This is a genomic window from Paraclostridium sp. AKS73 (assembly GCF_025671395.1).
Lineage (GTDB): Bacteria > Bacillota > Clostridia > Peptostreptococcales > Peptostreptococcaceae > Paraclostridium > Paraclostridium benzoelyticum.
In genome coordinates this window covers 24,862-40,860 of record NZ_JAIXHU010000010.1, presented here as the reverse complement: position 1 = coordinate 40,860, position 15,999 = coordinate 24,862, and the positions used below count along the sequence as shown (strand labels likewise).

Sequence of the window (15,999 nt, the reverse complement as noted above, 5' to 3'; positions counted from 1 at the left end):
AGATTAATAAAAAGCCATGAAGATTAATATCTTCATGGCTTTAGTATTTTATACTAAACTTTTCTAGTAAAACCTTCTCCAAGTACTTCATAAGCATTATTTATTATAACAAATGCTAAAGGATCAATTTCATTAACAAGTTTTCTCAAAATAACTTCTTCACGTCGAGAAACTACGACTAATAAAACATCTTTCTTTTGCTTTGAATATCCTCCACGGCCTTCTAAAAAAGTAACTCCTCTTTCTAGGTTTTTCATAATTGAATCAGAAATCTCATCGGGATTATCAGTTATAATTATAAAAGATTTAGAAAAATCAAATCCCTCAACAATAGTGTCACAAATTTTGACTGAAATATATAAAGATATTATAGCATATAGAGCTATTTGAATATTTTTAGAAACAAGTCCTGCTAAAGCTATTACTAAGCCATCTATTATAAACATGAAAACAGAAATAGATATAAATGGAAAAACCTTATTTAAAATAAGGCAAGCAAGTTCTGTTCCACCAGTAGATGCATCTATTCTAAACAACATTCCAAGACTTATCCCAACAACTATACCACCTGCAATTGATGATAACAATATATCATTAGTTTGAAAAGCTGAAGTTAGAGGTTCTGTGACTTTCAAGAAAAATGTAAGTAATAAAATTCCTATCAAAGTCTTTATAGCATCTTTCTTACCAAGAATCTTAACTCCAAATATAAACAAAGGGATGTTGAAAACTAAGTTTATAAGCCATAAAGGAGTATTAAAAATACTTTTAAGGACTATTGCAAGACCTGTAAGTCCACCTGACGCTATCATATATGGCTCTAAGAACATATTAAGTCCAACAGACATTATAAAACATCCTAATGCTAAAATTATAAGTTCAAAAAGATACTTGTATTTCTTATCTTTTAAAATCAATTCCCATCACCATCCTTTTTAAACTTGGAAACTTTTTTATTGATTTTACAATAATTTCCACATATTTAAGTATATCATGAAATTTTGTATAAAATGTTAATAGAGATAAAATATATACATAGATAATTATTAAATGTGTAATTATTAATAATTATAAAAAATAAGAGATAATAAATATATAAACATAATTTTAAAAGGAGATACATATGAAGAACTATAGCTTTAATACCAGAGAGGAACTTGTAGAATTTTTAGACAATCACAATTTTAAATATTATATTCCAAGAGTAAGCGAGTATATGAGCGCTATTAAAGATGAACTTAAGCATTATTATGTAGAGTTATCCGATTCCAATGAAGTTGAAAGTTGTTTTATTATAACAATCACAGGAGGAAGAGAGCTTAAGGAAAGTTTCTTTGATATCAGTAAAGTTAATGAATTTAAAGATAAAGCTTATAATAGGGAGTATCGAGAAAAACAATATAAAGAAGGTATTGAAAAAGGATATTTTTAATTTGAAAATAATTATATAAATAAAAGGCAGAGAAATCTGTCTTTTTTATTTCATAAAAAATTTATAATATTTTATTGACACAAAGAGTAAGAATAGTTAATATTGTTTTGTACTAAACAAATTTATGTTGAGGTGTTTATATGATAAATAAAGAAAAGCTTAAGTTAGGTCTTGATATTAGTAAAATTAATCACATAATTTCAAGAAAGATGGATGCGTCTGTAATCAGTGCAATTGATGATAATTTAACCATATCACAGGCTTATGTAATAGATTTTATATGTAATGAAGGTAAGGATAAGGACGTATTTCAAAAGGACTTGGAGAGTGTATTTGATTTAAAACGTTCATCAATTAGTTTAATGTTAAACAATATGGAAAAAGTAGTTTAATAGAAAGGGTGCCTGTTAAGGAAGATGGACGATTAAAAAAAATAGTTTTAACAGAAAAGTCTATAAAGATTTATGAAAAAATATCTGATGCAATTGATTTAATAGAAAATAAGTTATCAGAAAACATAACGGAAGAAGAATTGAAAGTATTTCAAAATGTACTTAATAAAATAAGAAATAGTATAGAATAACCATTTGGATTTCCAATAACGTTTATATTTAGATGAATATTGTTTTGCACAAAACATAAAAATAGGAGGATGATATATGTCAAAAATATCTAATTTTACAGAGGGAAAAATATTTTCTCCTTTATTAAAATTTACTATACCTATACTGATTGCATTATTTTTGCAAACTATGTATGGAGCGGTTGATTTGCTTATAGTAGGTCAATTTGGAAATGCAGCAGATGTATCAGCAGTTTCAACTGGCAGTCAAGTAATGATGACTATAACTGTAATAATTACAGGATTAACTATGGGTATCACAATACTTATAGGGCAAAAGCTTGGAGAAGGTAAATCAAAAGAAGCTGGAGATGTTGTAGGAAGTGGTATTTCAATCTTTGCTATCATAGCGATAGTTATAACTATTTTAACTGTTACTTTTGCTTCACCTATTTCAACTTTTATGCATACCCCAAAAGAGGCCTTTGATAGTACCACGGTATATATAAAAATTTGTGCCTCAGGATCTGTTTTTATAATTGCGTACAATATTATAGGAGGAGTATTTAGGGGGTTAGGTGATTCAAAAACTCCACTTATCACAGTAGGAATTGCATGTGTGACAAATATTATAGGAGATTTAATATTTGTTGGAATATTTAAAATGGCCGTTATGGGTGCTGCGTTGGCTACTATAATGGCTCAGGCAATTAGTGTTATATTATCGGTAGTTATTATTAAAAAAAGAGGACTTCCTTTTGAGTTTTCTAAGAACAGTATAAAGTTTCATAAAAATTTAACTTCAAAGATAATCAAATATGGAACCCCAATAGCATTACAAGATGGACTTGTACATATGTCTTTTCTTGTAATTATGATAATAGGAAATTCAATGGGAGTTATTCCATCAGCAGGAATTGGTGTTGCAGAAAAACTTGTTGGATTTATAATGCTAATACCATCAGCTTTTTCTCAAGCTGTATCTGCATTTGTTGCACAAAACTATGGAGCTAAAAAATACGATAGGTCAAGGAAAGTTCTTATTTATGCTATTTCAGCTTCATTGTGTTGTGGTATTATAATGTTTTATACTACATTTTTCCATGGAAATATACTTGCAGGCATGTTCTCTAAGGATAAAGATGTAGTTTTAGCAGCATGGGAATATATGAAAGCGTATGGAATCGATTGTCTTTTAACTGCAATTATGTTTAGTATGGTAGGTTATTTCAATGGATGTGGAAAAACAACATTTGTAATGATACAAGGAATAATAGGTGCTTTTGGAGTAAGGATACCTGTAGCATATCTTATGAGCAAAATCATACCTGTATCATTATTTAGAGTAGGCCTTGCTACACCAATGTCTACAGCTGTACAAATTATATTATGTGTAATTTATTTTATAATTTTATCAAAGAAATTATCAAAAGAAAACACAACTATAGATGTAACTTATTAAAGTCATTAACTTTCGGAATTAGTGTGTTTTTTATTTATGTTTAAACTAAAAAAGATTTTGGAATATAATAAGCTTGATAGTTAGTAAAACATTGACATTATAAATATAATATTATAAAATAAATGAAAACTATGAAAATTCGATGAAAAAGAGAGTAGCATGAATTAATTTTATAGAGAGTTTAGGATGGTGGAAGCTAAACATTGATGTTTATGTGAAAAGAACTTTGGAGAAGACTGCAGGAAACTAAGTATTGCAGTAGGTTGCTCGCCTTAAGAGATTGAGTGGGTAAGTTTATTACCAATAAGAGTGGTAACGCGGAGATAGTTCGCCTCTTGGATTTTATTCCAAGGGGCTTTTTTTATTATCAAGATTGTTATCATTTTTAATATTAATAAATTTACCAATAAGAGTGGTACCGCGTAAATTCGCCTCTTAGCATATTGCTAAGAGGTTTTTTATTTTATTAAATGTAAAATTAAACAGGAGGTAAGATATGAAGTCTATATTATTTGAAAAGGGAAAAGAAATACATAAAGAATTATGTGAAATTAGTGATTTTATATATCACAATCCAGAACTTGGGAATGAAGAGTACAAGGCTGTAGAAAAATTAACTTCTTTTTACAAGAGCATGACTTTGAAATAGAAACAGAATTTTTAGGTATAAAAACTGCATTTAGAGCAACTTATGATAGTAAAAAAGAAGGTCCAACTATAGGATATTTATGTGAATATGATGCATTGCCAGAAATAGGGCATGGGTGTGGACATAACATGATAGGAGCAATGTCAGCAGGTGCTGGTGTTATTCTAAGTAAAGTTTTAGATGATATTGGAGGTAAGATTATAGTTTATGGAACGCCTGCTGAAGAAACTAATGGAGCTAAAGTTGTTTTTGCAGAACAGGGAGTATTTGATGAACTAGATGTTGCAATGATGGTCCATCCATCAGATAAAACTATAGAAAGTGGTACATCTATGGCACTTTATCCATTACAATTTACTTACACAGGAAAAACTGCACATGCGGCTTCTTGTCCACAAGATGGAATAAATGCTTTAAATAGTGTTATTCAGTTATTCAATGGAATTGATGCTTTACGACAACATGTCACTCCAGATGTTAGAATACATGGAATTATAACTAATGGAGGCGTAGCTGCAAATATTGTTCCAGATAAAGCTATAGCTCAATTTTACTTTAGAGCATCTAAAAAAGAGATACTAGATGATGTATTAGTAAAAGTAAAAAATATTGCAAAAGGAGCTGCACTTATGACGGGTTCAAAACTGGAGATCACAAGATATGAATTACCTAATGATAATTTAAAAACTAATAAGAGTTTGTCAGAGGCTTTTAGCAAAAACTTAAGAGCGCTTGGTATAAAAGATATTTATGAAGCAAAAGATACAGGTTCAAGTGATATAGGAAATGTAAGTCATAAAACACCTACAATACACCCTTACATAGGAATATCTAATTGTAGTGTAACGGGGCATAGTGTAAACATGGCAGATGCTACTACAACACCTTTTGCACATGAAAGACTACTTATAGGTACTTTAGCACTTGCATATACAGGATATGATGTTTTAGTAAATAAGATAAATTTAAAAGTAGGGGTATAATATATAGAATATCAATTGCAAAGTGACCTAAAATAGAATATTCAACATATAATAATATAAGCAGAATTGCTTAAATATGTTATAGGAGAAATAATATGGATGATAATAATATATATATTGAAATAGAACTTAACAGTGACAGTGAAATAAGTAAAAATTCAAAAATTATGGAGCCTTTTAATTATAGAGAAATCAGTAGGCAAAACCATGAAGAAACAGATACTGAGCACTTTAATTTTAGACTTATTTGTAATGAAAATTCTTATAGTATTTCAGCAAAAGAACCTTACAATCTACCTCCATATATTGTAATACCAAAAGAATATAAAGGACTACCGGTTACACATATTGAGTCAGAAGGATTTTGTAATTGTGAAAACTTAGTTTCAGTATTAACATCAAATACTATAAAATCAATCAATAGAGGGGCATTTAAGGGTTGCATTAACTTATCTATAGTTTTATTTGAAGAAGGTAGCACTCTAAAGCATATTGGTTGTCATGCATTCAAAAATTGTAAATCATTAGAAAGTATCATAATACCAAAAAGTGTAATAAATATTGAGGAAAATGTTTTTGATTGCTGTATAAATTTGCAAAAAATATACATTACTACATCCCAACATTTGAAACCAATAAATGATAGTTTTCACAGTAATTCCAAAAACTTAAATATATATTTATCTAAAATAAATATATGTGAATGGAAATCATATTTCAAATGTATTAATAAAAATATAAACATTTTATTAACTCCAGATTATATGCCTACAAGTTTAGGGTTTTTCAGTTTTGAATTAAATAGTGATAAAAAAAGTTACACTATATATGCAAAAAATAAAAACACGATTCCTCAAAATTTAGTACTACCATCACATTACAATAGAATGCCGATAAGTATAATAGGTGAAAGTGCATTCTATCGTTGCTACCAGATTAAAAATTTAAAATTACCACAAAAACTTGTGATTATAGGAAACAGTAGCTTTTCAAATTGTTACAATATTAAAGAAATTGAAATACCTGATAGTGTAGAAATAATAGGTAAATATTCATTTACAAACAACGTGGTAAGTTTAGGTCCACCAAGTATCACACCATGTTTGAGTTTATCATCCTTAGAAAAAGTAATTTTTAGTAAAAATAGCAAATTAGTTTATATAGGTGAATATGCGTTTTTTGGAAATATTAAACTAAAGGAATTTAACGCTCCTAAGACTTTGATTAATATATGTAATTATGCATTTGGATGTATAGAAGTACCTTGTTTTAATATTGGGGAAAATGTTAAAAATATTGGATACAATGCTTTTAGCATGGCAAATGGAATTAAAAAATTTATTGTGGATTCTAAAAACTATTTTTATACAAGTAAGGGAGATGTATTGTACAGTTATTATAATAGAGCTTTAGAGGCATATCCTTTAGATAAGGAAGAAGATATATATACTATTGATGATAATGTAAGATTAATATCAGGAAAACAACCATTTTTTAAATGCAAAAATCTAAGGGTTCTATATATTAATTCTAAAATAGTACCTATGTTTTTATGGATGATCCATATATATCTACAAATATCAAAAGTACAAAAATTTATGTTCCTGATGAAGTTGTTGAAGAATATAAAAATTCTTATCAGTGGAGATATTACAATAATGAATTTTTCTCTCAAAACATAATTAAAGATGGGATAGCGAGAGTAGGTAACACTCTAATACAATGGATAGATAGTAAGGAAGATATAACAATACCTAACGATATAGATACGATAGGACCATATGCATTAGGTCAAGACAAAACAATCAAAAACATATATGTAGAAGAGGGAAGTCATAGTTTAAAATCTGATGACGGTGTTTTGTTTAATATAGATAAAACTGAATTAATAAGATACCCTCAAGTAAGAGAATCGGAAGAATATGAAGTACCAGCAACTGTTAAAAAATTAGGGTTAGGTTCGTTTATAGGAGGAGAGAATCTTAAAAATATAAAGCTAGATACAAATTTAGAAGAAATAGATGAATATGCACTAGCATGTTGTACAAAACTTGAAAAAATTAATTTAGAAAGTGTAAAAAAAATAGGGAAGTATTCATTTTATTATTGTAACTTGGTTGGAAAACTAAATCTTAATTCTATAGAAATATTAGAAGAATGTGCGTTTTATCGTGATTTGATGTATATTGATATTGACAATAGTATAAAGGTTTGTAACTGTATGGATATAAGTGAAGTAGTTTTGGGAAACAATATTCAATATATTGGAAGAAGTTCATTACCAAGAGGAATAGTATTATATATATACTCACCAAATCCACCAATATTAGCATCGTCTTATTTTCAATTTAGCAAGATATATGTTCCAAGTGAAAGTGTAGATTTATATAAAAACTCATCTAATTGGGAAAATTTTAAAGAGATTATATATCCTATAAGTTAATTTTAATAATATTTAGACCATGTTGAATCAGGACTCTTCATGGTCTTTTTATATGTTAACTTTATTTTAGAAAAAAGTAAAAATAATATACCTAAAATTTAAAGTTAATTAAATAAAAAATAATTACAATAGCCATAGTATGGGTATACTTATAAAAATTAATTTAAAGGGGGATTATTTATGAATTATAAAAAACTTATATTAGATGGGAAGTCAGTAAGAGATTTTAAAGAGAAAGCTATAGAATCAGAATGTTTTAATGAAATAGAAAGCTACATAAAAAAGTCTAAAAAATTATTACCCGAATTGAATATAGAGTTAAAAATATTTGACAACGAGGAAACTTATGAAAAATTAAAAAATGTAGCTGGATATAATGGACATATGATAAAAGCTCCTAGTTACGCTGTTATATTATCAGATGTTAAACAGGGATACATTGAAAATAGCGGATATATAGGAGAAAAATTAATCTTAAAAGCTAGGGATTTAGATATTGACTCATGTTGGGTAACTTTTAATGATAGTGATATTATAAAAGAAAAATTAAATATTTCATCAAATAAAGAGGTAACTGCGATTATAGCGTTAGGTTATGGAATTGATAAAAACATTAAAAATAAGAGTGGATCAGAAAGATTAGGAGTAGAAAAAATTGTATATATGGATAAATGGGGAATAAATACAAGTATAGATGAGCTAGAAGAAAGAGGTCTTCTTGATGCATTTAGTTACGCTAGAATGGCACCATCAACTCTTAATAGACAACCATGGAGATTTATAATAGATGGAGGAAAAATTATACTAGCAGTTAAAAAAGATGATTTTACTAGCAATTACGAGATAGGTATAGATGCTGGAATAGCTATGTTATATTTCGGGTTAATAATAGATACAACTTTATTTGATTTAAAATGGAATTTAGATAAAATAGATAAAGATTATAATATACCTGAAGACTATGAAGTTATAGGATACTGTAGTATATAAAACTTTAGATTTACTTATATAGAATTAAAAACCATACTGAATTTTATTCAGTATGGTTTTTTACGATTAATTAACACTACTTATACTTGAGTATTGATAAAAATGATTTAAAAATGTTATCCTAAAGTGTACGTATATAGATAAGTTGAAATCTTCTATAAGACATAAGGGGGTATTATGATTAGGATAGCAATTTGTGAAGATGAAAAGGATCAACAAGAGTTACTAGAAGGGTATATTAATGAAGCGTTTAAAAGTCTTTCATTACAATATAAATTAGATATATTTAGTTCAGGAGAAGAACTACTTGAAAGTTACTCTAAAGATTTTGATATAGTTTTACTAGATATACAATTAGATGAAATTAATGGGATGGATACAGCTAGAAAAATTAGGATTTTAGACAATAAGGTGGAAATTATATTTATTACATCTTTAATCGAATATGCACTAGAAGGATATGAGGTAAGAGCTTATAGGTATTTAGTAAAGCCAGTAAAATATGAAAACTTAAAAAATAATATAATAAACTGTATTAAAGAAGTAGAGATAAAAAATAAATATATTATAGTAAAGGAACATGGCAATCAAATTAAATTAGATATAAATGAAATAACTTATATAGAAGTTCAAAAAGAAAATATAACTATACATACATTAACCAAAACTTATAAAACAAAGGGAACCATGAGCAATTTTGAGAAGGATATAGATTGTAGTAGATTTTTTAGATGCCACAAGAGTTTTTTAGTTAATTTAGATTACGTAAAATCTATAAAACAATATGTTGCCATACTTGAAGATAGTGAAGAAGTACCTGTAAGTAGATATAGATTTAAGGAAACTAAAGAGAAATTTTTTGAGTTGATAGAGGAGATCTTATGTTAGATTTTTATTATGTTCTAGCTAGGATAAATATGGTTATATTTATAGTTTTATTTTTTATGTTGATGAATAAAAGAGGTTATGCCTATAACATCAAAAATAATATTCGCTTTATATTAATTTTTAATATTTTTAATGGCTTTAATTAAAGATGGTATGCCTTTTGGAGTTGTTGTATTACAGATTTTAATAGTAATAATATCAATTTTATCATTGATATGTAAAATTACTTATAAAATTGATATGAAAGAATCTATTATTAACTCTCTTATGTATAGTCTATTTTATATTTTTATAGAGTGTAGTATATATTGGATTTTACAGTGCTCACTTAAGTATGAAGCTATTCACATGATAATATTAGATATTGCAATAAACTTTATTATTATTTTTACAGGCATCTATTTTTTTTGATAGACTACAAAAGATATATAATGATAAAAAGTATTATATATGTATTATTTTAACAATACCAGTTAATGTAGTTATAATTTTATTTTTAAATATATCAGATGAAAAAATAGGGGATTTATATTCAATAGTAGTAAAGAATAATATAGAATATACTCATCTTTTAGATACTATTGTAATTTCAGGTTTTATGCAAAGTACATTCCCTTATATTTTATTCATAATAAATATAATATTGATATCTATATTTATTAACTCTATAAAATCAGAAAAAGAAAAAGCAAAAAGAGCAATTGTAAACGAAAAATTAGATATGCAATATAAATATTATTTAATGGTTAAGGAATCACAAGAAAAATGAAACAAGTATATCATGATATGAATAATCATATGGAAAACATAAGATCACTAAAAAATAGTAGTGAAGACGTAAATGAATATATTAACAATATCGAAGATGAAGTGAAAAATAATAAAAATATTTATAATACAGGAAATGCTTTATTAGATATTATATTATATGAAAAAAGTAAAGACTGTATAAAAAATAATATAGATTTTAATGTAGGCATAGATTTTAGTAAATGTGAATTCATAGATATGATTGACATAAGTAGTATATTTTCAAATTTGATCGATAACGCAATAGAAGCATGTAATAAAATTGATGATAATAATATAGAAAAATATATAACTATAAAAGGCACTTTTATAAAGAGCTATTATGTAGTAAGATGTGAAAACAGCAAAACAAATAAAGTAATAATTAAAAACAATAAGATTTTAACTTCTAAAAAAGATAAATTTCTTCATGGAATAGGTTTGGATAGTATAAAATCTTCAATAAAAAAGTATAATGGAGAATTAAAAATTAAGAATAATGAGTTTAAATTTATAACTAGTATTCATATCCCGTTCGATTAAAAATTTAATAAACATATTCGATTAACATGATAGTTGTCGGTAAAAAAATACCACTTGTCGGACTTATATTGAATACGAATTTTAAAAATGTTACCTTTGATTATAAAGAAGGTAACATTTTTTACGCTTAAGAAATTTATGATTAACGAATATTTGTGTATAACTTATGTAACATAGTGATACAAATATTTTGGTGAAAGTAAAAAATGACATTTTGAGCAACGGACGGAGTCGTTTGAGTAACGTGACACGAGTTTACCGAGTGGACGTTGACGACATGAAATTTGAGCGACATGAGCGAAGCGAATTTTTTATGAAAGTATTTAATACAAGAAAGAAGGGGTGAAAATTTGATTACATTTAAATTAGCAATATCTTATATGAAAAAACAGAAAGGAAAAACTATAGCACTATTATCAAGCATTGCACTTGCAGTTATGCTCATTTTCTCTATGAATGTAATTAGAGATTCGGGATATGACTCTCAAATACAAGAAGCAAAAGATTTACATGGTGATTATCAAGTATGGTTTGAAAGACTTAACATAGATAAAGTCAAACAATTAGAAAACGACAATGAGGTGAAAAAGGCAAGTAAAGTTAAATATTTTTGTGAAATAGCCAATAAAGAAAATGGGGTTAAGTTAGATTTAAATTCTTATGATGAAAATTTTATAAATTCACTTAATTATAAGATAGTAGGAAGAGAACCAAGAAAAGATGGGGAAATAGTTATAGAAAAAGAAGCTGCAGAACAAATGGGAATAAGTAACCCATTAAATAAGAATATCGATATGTTGTTAATGAATAATTATGTTGATGTCAATGGAATAAACAAGATAGATAGTAAAAACAAAACATTTAAAATTGTTGGATTAATTGAAAAACCAGATAGATATTACAGTTCTCTATCTAGATCAGTAAGTGGCGTTAAGACTCAAGCTTTTGTATATAAAGAAGCTAAGTTACCTATAAAAACTAAAGATACATACAAAGGAACGATATTTCTTAAGTCTGAAAAAATACATCTAATTTTTTAAATAGGATGGAAAAGAAATTAAATCTTAGTCTTAATGATGGATATTTTTATGAAAATGCCGAAGTTAGTGCAGCTAATTTTTTCAAAGATATATCTAAAATAATATAGAAAATATCAAGAAAATAATTCTTTTAGTTATTGTATCTAGTCTTGTAATATATAATATTTTTAATATTATTCTTAAAGATATGACAATTCAAATAGGACTTATGAGATCGATTGGTATGTCAAGGAAGAAAATAAAGACTATGTTTGTACAGTTAAGTCTTATTTATATAGTTTTAGGGACGGTGATAGGTATATTATTTGGGATGATTGTGTCATATATTGGAGTAAGATTAGTATATGATCATAGTTCTAGATTAACTATACAAGGTCTGAGTATAGCCTACTCTTTTATAGTTTCAGTAGTATCAGTAGCTATAAGCAGTTTTATAGTAGTTAGAAAATCTATAAAGATGTCTATAGTTGATTCAATAAAGGCTAGTGAAAAGTATAAGAAAAATCAAAGAAAAAGAATAATAATACAACTATAAGACAAAAGAACATAATTAGAAGTATTGCGATTAGGAATATATGGAGAAATAAAACTAGAACTATTATAACAATTCTTGCAATTACAATGGTTGGAACAATGTTTATATGTAGCTTTGCATTAAAAGACACATTGAAAACCAACATAGAGGAAGGTATAACTGGTGGTATCTGGGGAATGTCATATGGAAGCGTAGATAAAACTGTGAGTGGTAGTTATAATGGGTCAGAAAATTTATTTTATAAAGTTGATAATGATATGATAGAAGATATAAAAAATATAGAAGGAGTGCAAAGTGTAGAACCAAACTTTTATAATCCTGACGGACATATCTTACTTTCTAAAGATAAAATATCTAAAGCTTATCAAGAAGAATTAAATAGAAATACTGACCTGTATAAAGATAAACATAATAATGAGTATCCACTTCTTATAAGAGGTTATAGCGATGATATGTTAAAAATTAGAGGTTCATTTATTCAAGAAGGGAAAAATTTGATAGATGCTAAAGTTGGACAGTATAAAAAGGTTATATTAGTAAATAACACCAATTCACAAGTTACTCATTCGTTTGAAGCAGAGGTTATTGACGATGTAAATATTGGGGACATTATAGATGTAAAACTACCTGTATATAAAGAGGGTATTAAAAAGTATGAAACTTTTGAAGTAGAGGTTAGTGCTATTATGAAAGAAGTTTATGCAGCATCTCAAGATGGAAATGTTGATGCAAATGGAGCACAAGTAATATTTAGAGAAGATGATTATAGAGAATTAACGAATCAAAAGGATTATAATAAGATTTATGTAATGACTGAAAAAGGTGAGGCAGATTTAGTTGAAAAAAGATTAGAGAAACTGACAAAAGATTATGCATTTTCTTCGATAGCTGGTAAAGGTGAAGATATGAAACTTGTTGGAGCACAACAAAGTTCAGAAGATAGACTTAATGTAATATATCAATGCTTAATTTTACTTATACTTTCTGTCAATAGTATTTTTATTATGAGAAGTAATATTATTGCAAGGAAAAAAGAGATATCAACACTAAGGGCGTTAGGGATGAGTCTTAAGGATATTAAAAAAACTTTGATAATAGAAAGTCAATTTTATGGAATTGTTGCATCTACAATAGGTGCTATAATTGCAACTGTATATCATTATATAGGAATTTCAAATGCTAATAAAAGTCTTATGGAAGGAAGCTTTGTAAGAACTATAGAATTTAATGTTCCTTGGAACCAAATAATTATATTATTTACAATATTTATAATTATAGGATTCGTTTCAGTCTATGTATCTAAAGATAAGATAGAAGGAATATCAATAACAGAAGGAATTTCAGAAAATGATTAAATTTAAAAAGAGTATAAAGTAACAATGAGGGAGCAGAGAGTTATGAAAAAATTAATTATAAAAAATATAGAAAAGATATATGGAAAAGAAGATAATAAAGTATATGCATTGAATGGCATAGATTTGGAAATAGAACCTAATAAATTTACAGCTATAATAGGTCCAAGCGGTTCAGGTAAAAGTACATTACTGCACTGTATGGCGGGTCTTGATAAACCAACATCAGGAAATGTGTATCTTGATGATATAGATATTTATACTATGAATGATGATAAACTATCAAAGATAAGAAGAGAAGAATTTGGATTTATATTTCAAAGTTATAATCTAATACCAGTTATAAACGTTTATGACAACATAATTCTTCCGGTATCTGTAGATGGAAAAAAAGAAGACAAAGATTACATAAATACTTTAATTAAGAAGCTAGGTATTTCAAGTCAAGTCAATAAATTTCCAAATGAACTTTCGGGAGGCCAACAACAAAGAGTAGCAATAGCTAGAGCACTTGCGAACAAACCTTCTATAATATTTGCGGATGAACCTACTGGAAATTTAGACTCGAAAACTACAAGAGAGGTAATGGATATTTTAAAAGTGTGTGTTAAAGAATTTAACCAAACGTTAGTTATGATAACTCATAATGATGAAATAGCAGAAACTGCAGATAAGATAATAATAATAAATGATGGCAAAATATTTTACTAAATTAATAAGTCAATTCACTACATCAGAATAAACTAAATATAAATTAACTAGCACAATGAGTTACTTTATATTTAAAATAAAACTATAAATCCTAATAATATAATTAATATAAAGTAAGCTATTAAATATAACTATGGATAATAATAATCCTAAATTGTAAAAAAATATACAACTGTTAGAGTATATGCAATTTAATGGTATAATATATAAAAGACTGTAATAATAGGGGTTATTACAGTTCTTTTTTATATATTTATTTAAAGATATAAATTTATATATTAAACAGGATAAAGGGGGCATAGGTATGTATCCAAGATTAGAGATAGATATAGAAAAACTTGTACATAATGCTAGTATAGTTAGTGATATATGTAAAAAAAACAACATGACTGTTGCCATGGTTACTAAGGTGTACTGTGCAATTGAAGAAGTTGTAGAGGAGATAGTTAACAAAGGGGTTATAGATTACATAGCAGATTCAAGAATTCAAAACTTAAAGAGATTAAGAAATATAGAAATACCTAAAATATTAATTCGAATACCTATGATAAGCGAGGTAGAAGATGTTGTAAGATATAGTGATATAAGTTTTAACTCAGAACTAAAAACTATATATAAACTTAATGAAGAAGCTAAGCTAAAAAATAAAACTCATGATGTAGTAGTTATGGTTGATTTAGGTGATTTAAGAGAAGGGTACTTTGAAGAACGTGAACTTTTAAATGCAATTGGGGAAATAATTAAGCTAGAGAATATAAAACTTAGAGGAATAGCAACCAATCTTACTTGTTATGGTGCCATAATTCCAACAAAGGAAAATTTAAGTAAGTTAGAAGATTTAGCAAAGTTTATAGAAAGTAAGTATAATATACACTTAGATTTTGTGTCTGGTGGAAACTCTAGTTCAATTCATTTATTACAAAAAAATGAAATGCCAGAAAAAATAAGCAATTTAAGACCTGGAGAAGCTATCGTTTTAGGACGAGAAACTGCTTATGGAGAAAAAATAGGAAGAACCTACCAAGATGTATTTAAGCTTGTAGGTGAAATAGTTGAGATAAAGGAAAAGCCATCTATACCAATAGGAGAAGTAGGAATGGATGCCTTTGGGAATATGCCTGTTTATGAAGATAAGGGGATGAGAAAAAGAGCTATAGTTGGAATAGGAAAGCAAGATATAGATATTTCAAGTATTTTTCCACTTAAAGAAGATATAAATATACTAGGAGCAAGTTCAGATCATATGATATTAGATATAACTGATTTTGATTATGAGGTAGGAGATACTGTAGAGTTTTTATTAGACTATGGTGGAGTGATGTCAGCTAGTACTAGTGAATATGTACATAAAAAAGTTATAAATAAGATGGAATATAATTTATAGATTTTAAATTAGTAATTAGAAAAATGTTGTTGAAATTAAAAATAGTGAGTTTAAGTTTATAACGAGTATTCATATTCCATTCGAGTAAAAATTTAATAAAAACATTCGATTAACATGATAGTTGGCGTTAAAAAAATACCACTTGTCGGACTTATATTGAATACGAATTTTAGAAATGTTACCTTTGATGATAAAGAAGGTAACATTTTTTTATGTGCCCTCGAAACAATTACATA

At 27.0% G+C, this 15,999-nt stretch carries 18 protein-coding genes and 1 other annotated feature; of the genes, 17 read left to right on the top strand and 1 reads right to left on the bottom strand.

Annotation, left to right across the window (positions count from 1 at the left end):
* Positions 1 to 53 precede the first annotated feature (53 nt).
* Positions 54 to 917: a YitT family protein gene (locus LEQ07_RS07825; RefSeq protein WP_046821595.1), complete on the bottom strand. Its 864-nt coding sequence runs from the start codon at positions 915 to 917 to the stop codon at positions 54 to 56.
* A 206-nt stretch (positions 918 to 1,123) separates the two neighbouring features.
* Here LEQ07_RS07825 and LEQ07_RS07820 point away from each other — a divergent pair, with 206 nt between their 5' ends.
* The 17 genes from LEQ07_RS07820 (at position 1,124) to orr (ending at position 15,763) form a co-directional block, all read left to right on the top strand.
* Complete coding sequence (locus tag LEQ07_RS07820; RefSeq protein ID WP_046821594.1) at positions 1,124 to 1,432, top strand: hypothetical protein; 309 nt, start codon at positions 1,124 to 1,126, stop codon at positions 1,430 to 1,432.
* Between the two features lie 140 nt (positions 1,433 to 1,572).
* Positions 1,573 to 1,824 carry a MarR family transcriptional regulator gene (locus LEQ07_RS07815; RefSeq protein WP_263330176.1) on the top strand — a complete coding sequence of 84 codons (252 nt, stop codon included), beginning with the start codon at positions 1,573 to 1,575 and terminating at the stop codon, positions 1,822 to 1,824.
* A gap of 8 nt (positions 1,825 to 1,832) precedes the next feature.
* Positions 1,833 to 2,015 (top strand): hypothetical protein, encoded by a 183-nt coding sequence (locus LEQ07_RS07810; protein ID WP_263330174.1) that lies wholly within the window; start codon positions 1,833 to 1,835, stop codon positions 2,013 to 2,015.
* A gap of 76 nt (positions 2,016 to 2,091) precedes the next feature.
* Positions 2,092 to 3,456 carry an MATE family efflux transporter gene (locus tag LEQ07_RS07805; protein ID WP_046821592.1) on the top strand — a complete coding sequence of 455 codons (1,365 nt, stop codon included), beginning with the start codon at positions 2,092 to 2,094 and terminating at the stop codon, positions 3,454 to 3,456.
* A gap of 133 nt (positions 3,457 to 3,589) precedes the next feature.
* Positions 3,590 to 3,795, top strand: a binding site (T-box leader).
* A gap of 157 nt (positions 3,796 to 3,952) precedes the next feature.
* The gene (locus LEQ07_RS07800) at positions 3,953 to 4,105 is read left to right on the top strand and encodes a hypothetical protein (protein ID WP_263330172.1); all 153 of its coding nucleotides are present in this window, start codon (positions 3,953 to 3,955) and stop codon (positions 4,103 to 4,105) included.
* The gene (locus LEQ07_RS07795; RefSeq protein ID WP_317852046.1) at positions 4,069 to 5,088 is read left to right on the top strand and encodes a M20 family metallopeptidase; all 1,020 of its coding nucleotides are present in this window, start codon (positions 4,069 to 4,071) and stop codon (positions 5,086 to 5,088) included. Before LEQ07_RS07800 ends, LEQ07_RS07795 begins: the two co-directional genes overlap by 37 nt.
* A gap of 95 nt (positions 5,089 to 5,183) precedes the next feature.
* Entirely contained in the window at positions 5,184 to 6,770 is a 1,587-nt protein-coding gene (locus tag LEQ07_RS07790; protein ID WP_263330170.1) for a leucine-rich repeat domain-containing protein, read from the top strand.
* 179 nt (positions 6,771 to 6,949) lie between these two features.
* Entirely contained in the window at positions 6,950 to 7,531 is a 582-nt protein-coding gene (locus LEQ07_RS07785; protein WP_263330212.1) for a leucine-rich repeat protein, read from the top strand.
* Between the two features lie 180 nt (positions 7,532 to 7,711).
* A complete protein-coding gene (locus LEQ07_RS07780; protein WP_046821590.1) occupies positions 7,712 to 8,521 on the top strand; it encodes a nitroreductase family protein in 810 nt (269 codons plus the stop codon).
* A gap of 177 nt (positions 8,522 to 8,698) precedes the next feature.
* Positions 8,699 to 9,409, top strand: a complete 711-nt coding sequence (locus LEQ07_RS07775) for a LytR/AlgR family response regulator transcription factor (RefSeq protein WP_046821589.1) — start codon at positions 8,699 to 8,701, stop codon at positions 9,407 to 9,409.
* Between the two features lie 598 nt (positions 9,410 to 10,007).
* Complete coding sequence (locus LEQ07_RS07770; protein ID WP_263330168.1) at positions 10,008 to 10,178, top strand: hypothetical protein; 171 nt, start codon at positions 10,008 to 10,010, stop codon at positions 10,176 to 10,178.
* Entirely contained in the window at positions 10,175 to 10,741 is a 567-nt protein-coding gene (locus tag LEQ07_RS07765) for an ATP-binding protein (RefSeq protein WP_263330167.1), read from the top strand. Before LEQ07_RS07770 ends, LEQ07_RS07765 begins: the two co-directional genes overlap by 4 nt.
* 380 nt (positions 10,742 to 11,121) lie before the next feature.
* A complete protein-coding gene (locus tag LEQ07_RS07760) occupies positions 11,122 to 11,781 on the top strand; it encodes a hypothetical protein (protein ID WP_263330166.1) in 660 nt (219 codons plus the stop codon).
* A gap of 103 nt (positions 11,782 to 11,884) precedes the next feature.
* On the top strand, positions 11,885 to 12,316 hold the full coding sequence (locus LEQ07_RS07755) for an FtsX-like permease family protein (RefSeq protein ID WP_317852045.1): 432 nt from the start codon (positions 11,885 to 11,887) through the stop codon (positions 12,314 to 12,316).
* Entirely contained in the window at positions 12,313 to 13,671 is a 1,359-nt protein-coding gene (locus tag LEQ07_RS07750) for an FtsX-like permease family protein (protein WP_332843011.1), read from the top strand. Before LEQ07_RS07755 ends, LEQ07_RS07750 begins: the two co-directional genes overlap by 4 nt.
* A gap of 42 nt (positions 13,672 to 13,713) precedes the next feature.
* Positions 13,714 to 14,379, top strand: coding sequence for an ABC transporter ATP-binding protein (locus LEQ07_RS07745; protein ID WP_263330161.1), 666 nt, complete (start codon positions 13,714 to 13,716; stop codon positions 14,377 to 14,379).
* A 304-nt stretch (positions 14,380 to 14,683) separates the two neighbouring features.
* Entirely contained in the window at positions 14,684 to 15,763 is a 1,080-nt protein-coding gene (gene orr, locus LEQ07_RS07740; protein ID WP_263330160.1) for an ornithine racemase Orr, read from the top strand.
* The last annotated feature ends 236 nt before the right edge of the window (positions 15,764 to 15,999 follow it).

What these genes read in the sequence shown, in the direction of transcription:
- LEQ07_RS07765 (WP_263330167.1), top strand. Translation starts at nt 10,175, where the DNA reads ATGAAACAAGTATATCATGATATGAATAATCATATGGAAAACATAAGA.
- LEQ07_RS07820 (WP_046821594.1), top strand. Translation starts at nt 1,124, where the DNA reads ATGAAGAACTATAGCTTTAATACCAGAGAGGAACTTGTAGAATTTTTA.
- LEQ07_RS07780 (WP_046821590.1), top strand. Translation starts at nt 7,712, where the DNA reads ATGAATTATAAAAAACTTATATTAGATGGGAAGTCAGTAAGAGATTTT.
- LEQ07_RS07790 (WP_263330170.1), top strand. Translation starts at nt 5,184, where the DNA reads ATGGATGATAATAATATATATATTGAAATAGAACTTAACAGTGACAGT.
- LEQ07_RS07745 (WP_263330161.1), top strand. Translation starts at nt 13,714, where the DNA reads ATGAAAAAATTAATTATAAAAAATATAGAAAAGATATATGGAAAAGAA.
- LEQ07_RS07775 (WP_046821589.1), top strand. Translation starts at nt 8,699, where the DNA reads ATGATTAGGATAGCAATTTGTGAAGATGAAAAGGATCAACAAGAGTTA.
- LEQ07_RS07805 (WP_046821592.1), top strand. Translation starts at nt 2,092, where the DNA reads ATGTCAAAAATATCTAATTTTACAGAGGGAAAAATATTTTCTCCTTTA.
- LEQ07_RS07800 (WP_263330172.1), top strand. Translation starts at nt 3,953, where the DNA reads ATGAAGTCTATATTATTTGAAAAGGGAAAAGAAATACATAAAGAATTA.
- LEQ07_RS07770 (WP_263330168.1), top strand. Translation starts at nt 10,008, where the DNA reads ATGCAAAGTACATTCCCTTATATTTTATTCATAATAAATATAATATTG.
- orr (WP_263330160.1), top strand. Translation starts at nt 14,684, where the DNA reads ATGTATCCAAGATTAGAGATAGATATAGAAAAACTTGTACATAATGCT.
- LEQ07_RS07760 (WP_263330166.1), top strand. Translation starts at nt 11,122, where the DNA reads ATGAAAAAACAGAAAGGAAAAACTATAGCACTATTATCAAGCATTGCA.
- LEQ07_RS07815 (WP_263330176.1), top strand. Translation starts at nt 1,573, where the DNA reads ATGATAAATAAAGAAAAGCTTAAGTTAGGTCTTGATATTAGTAAAATT.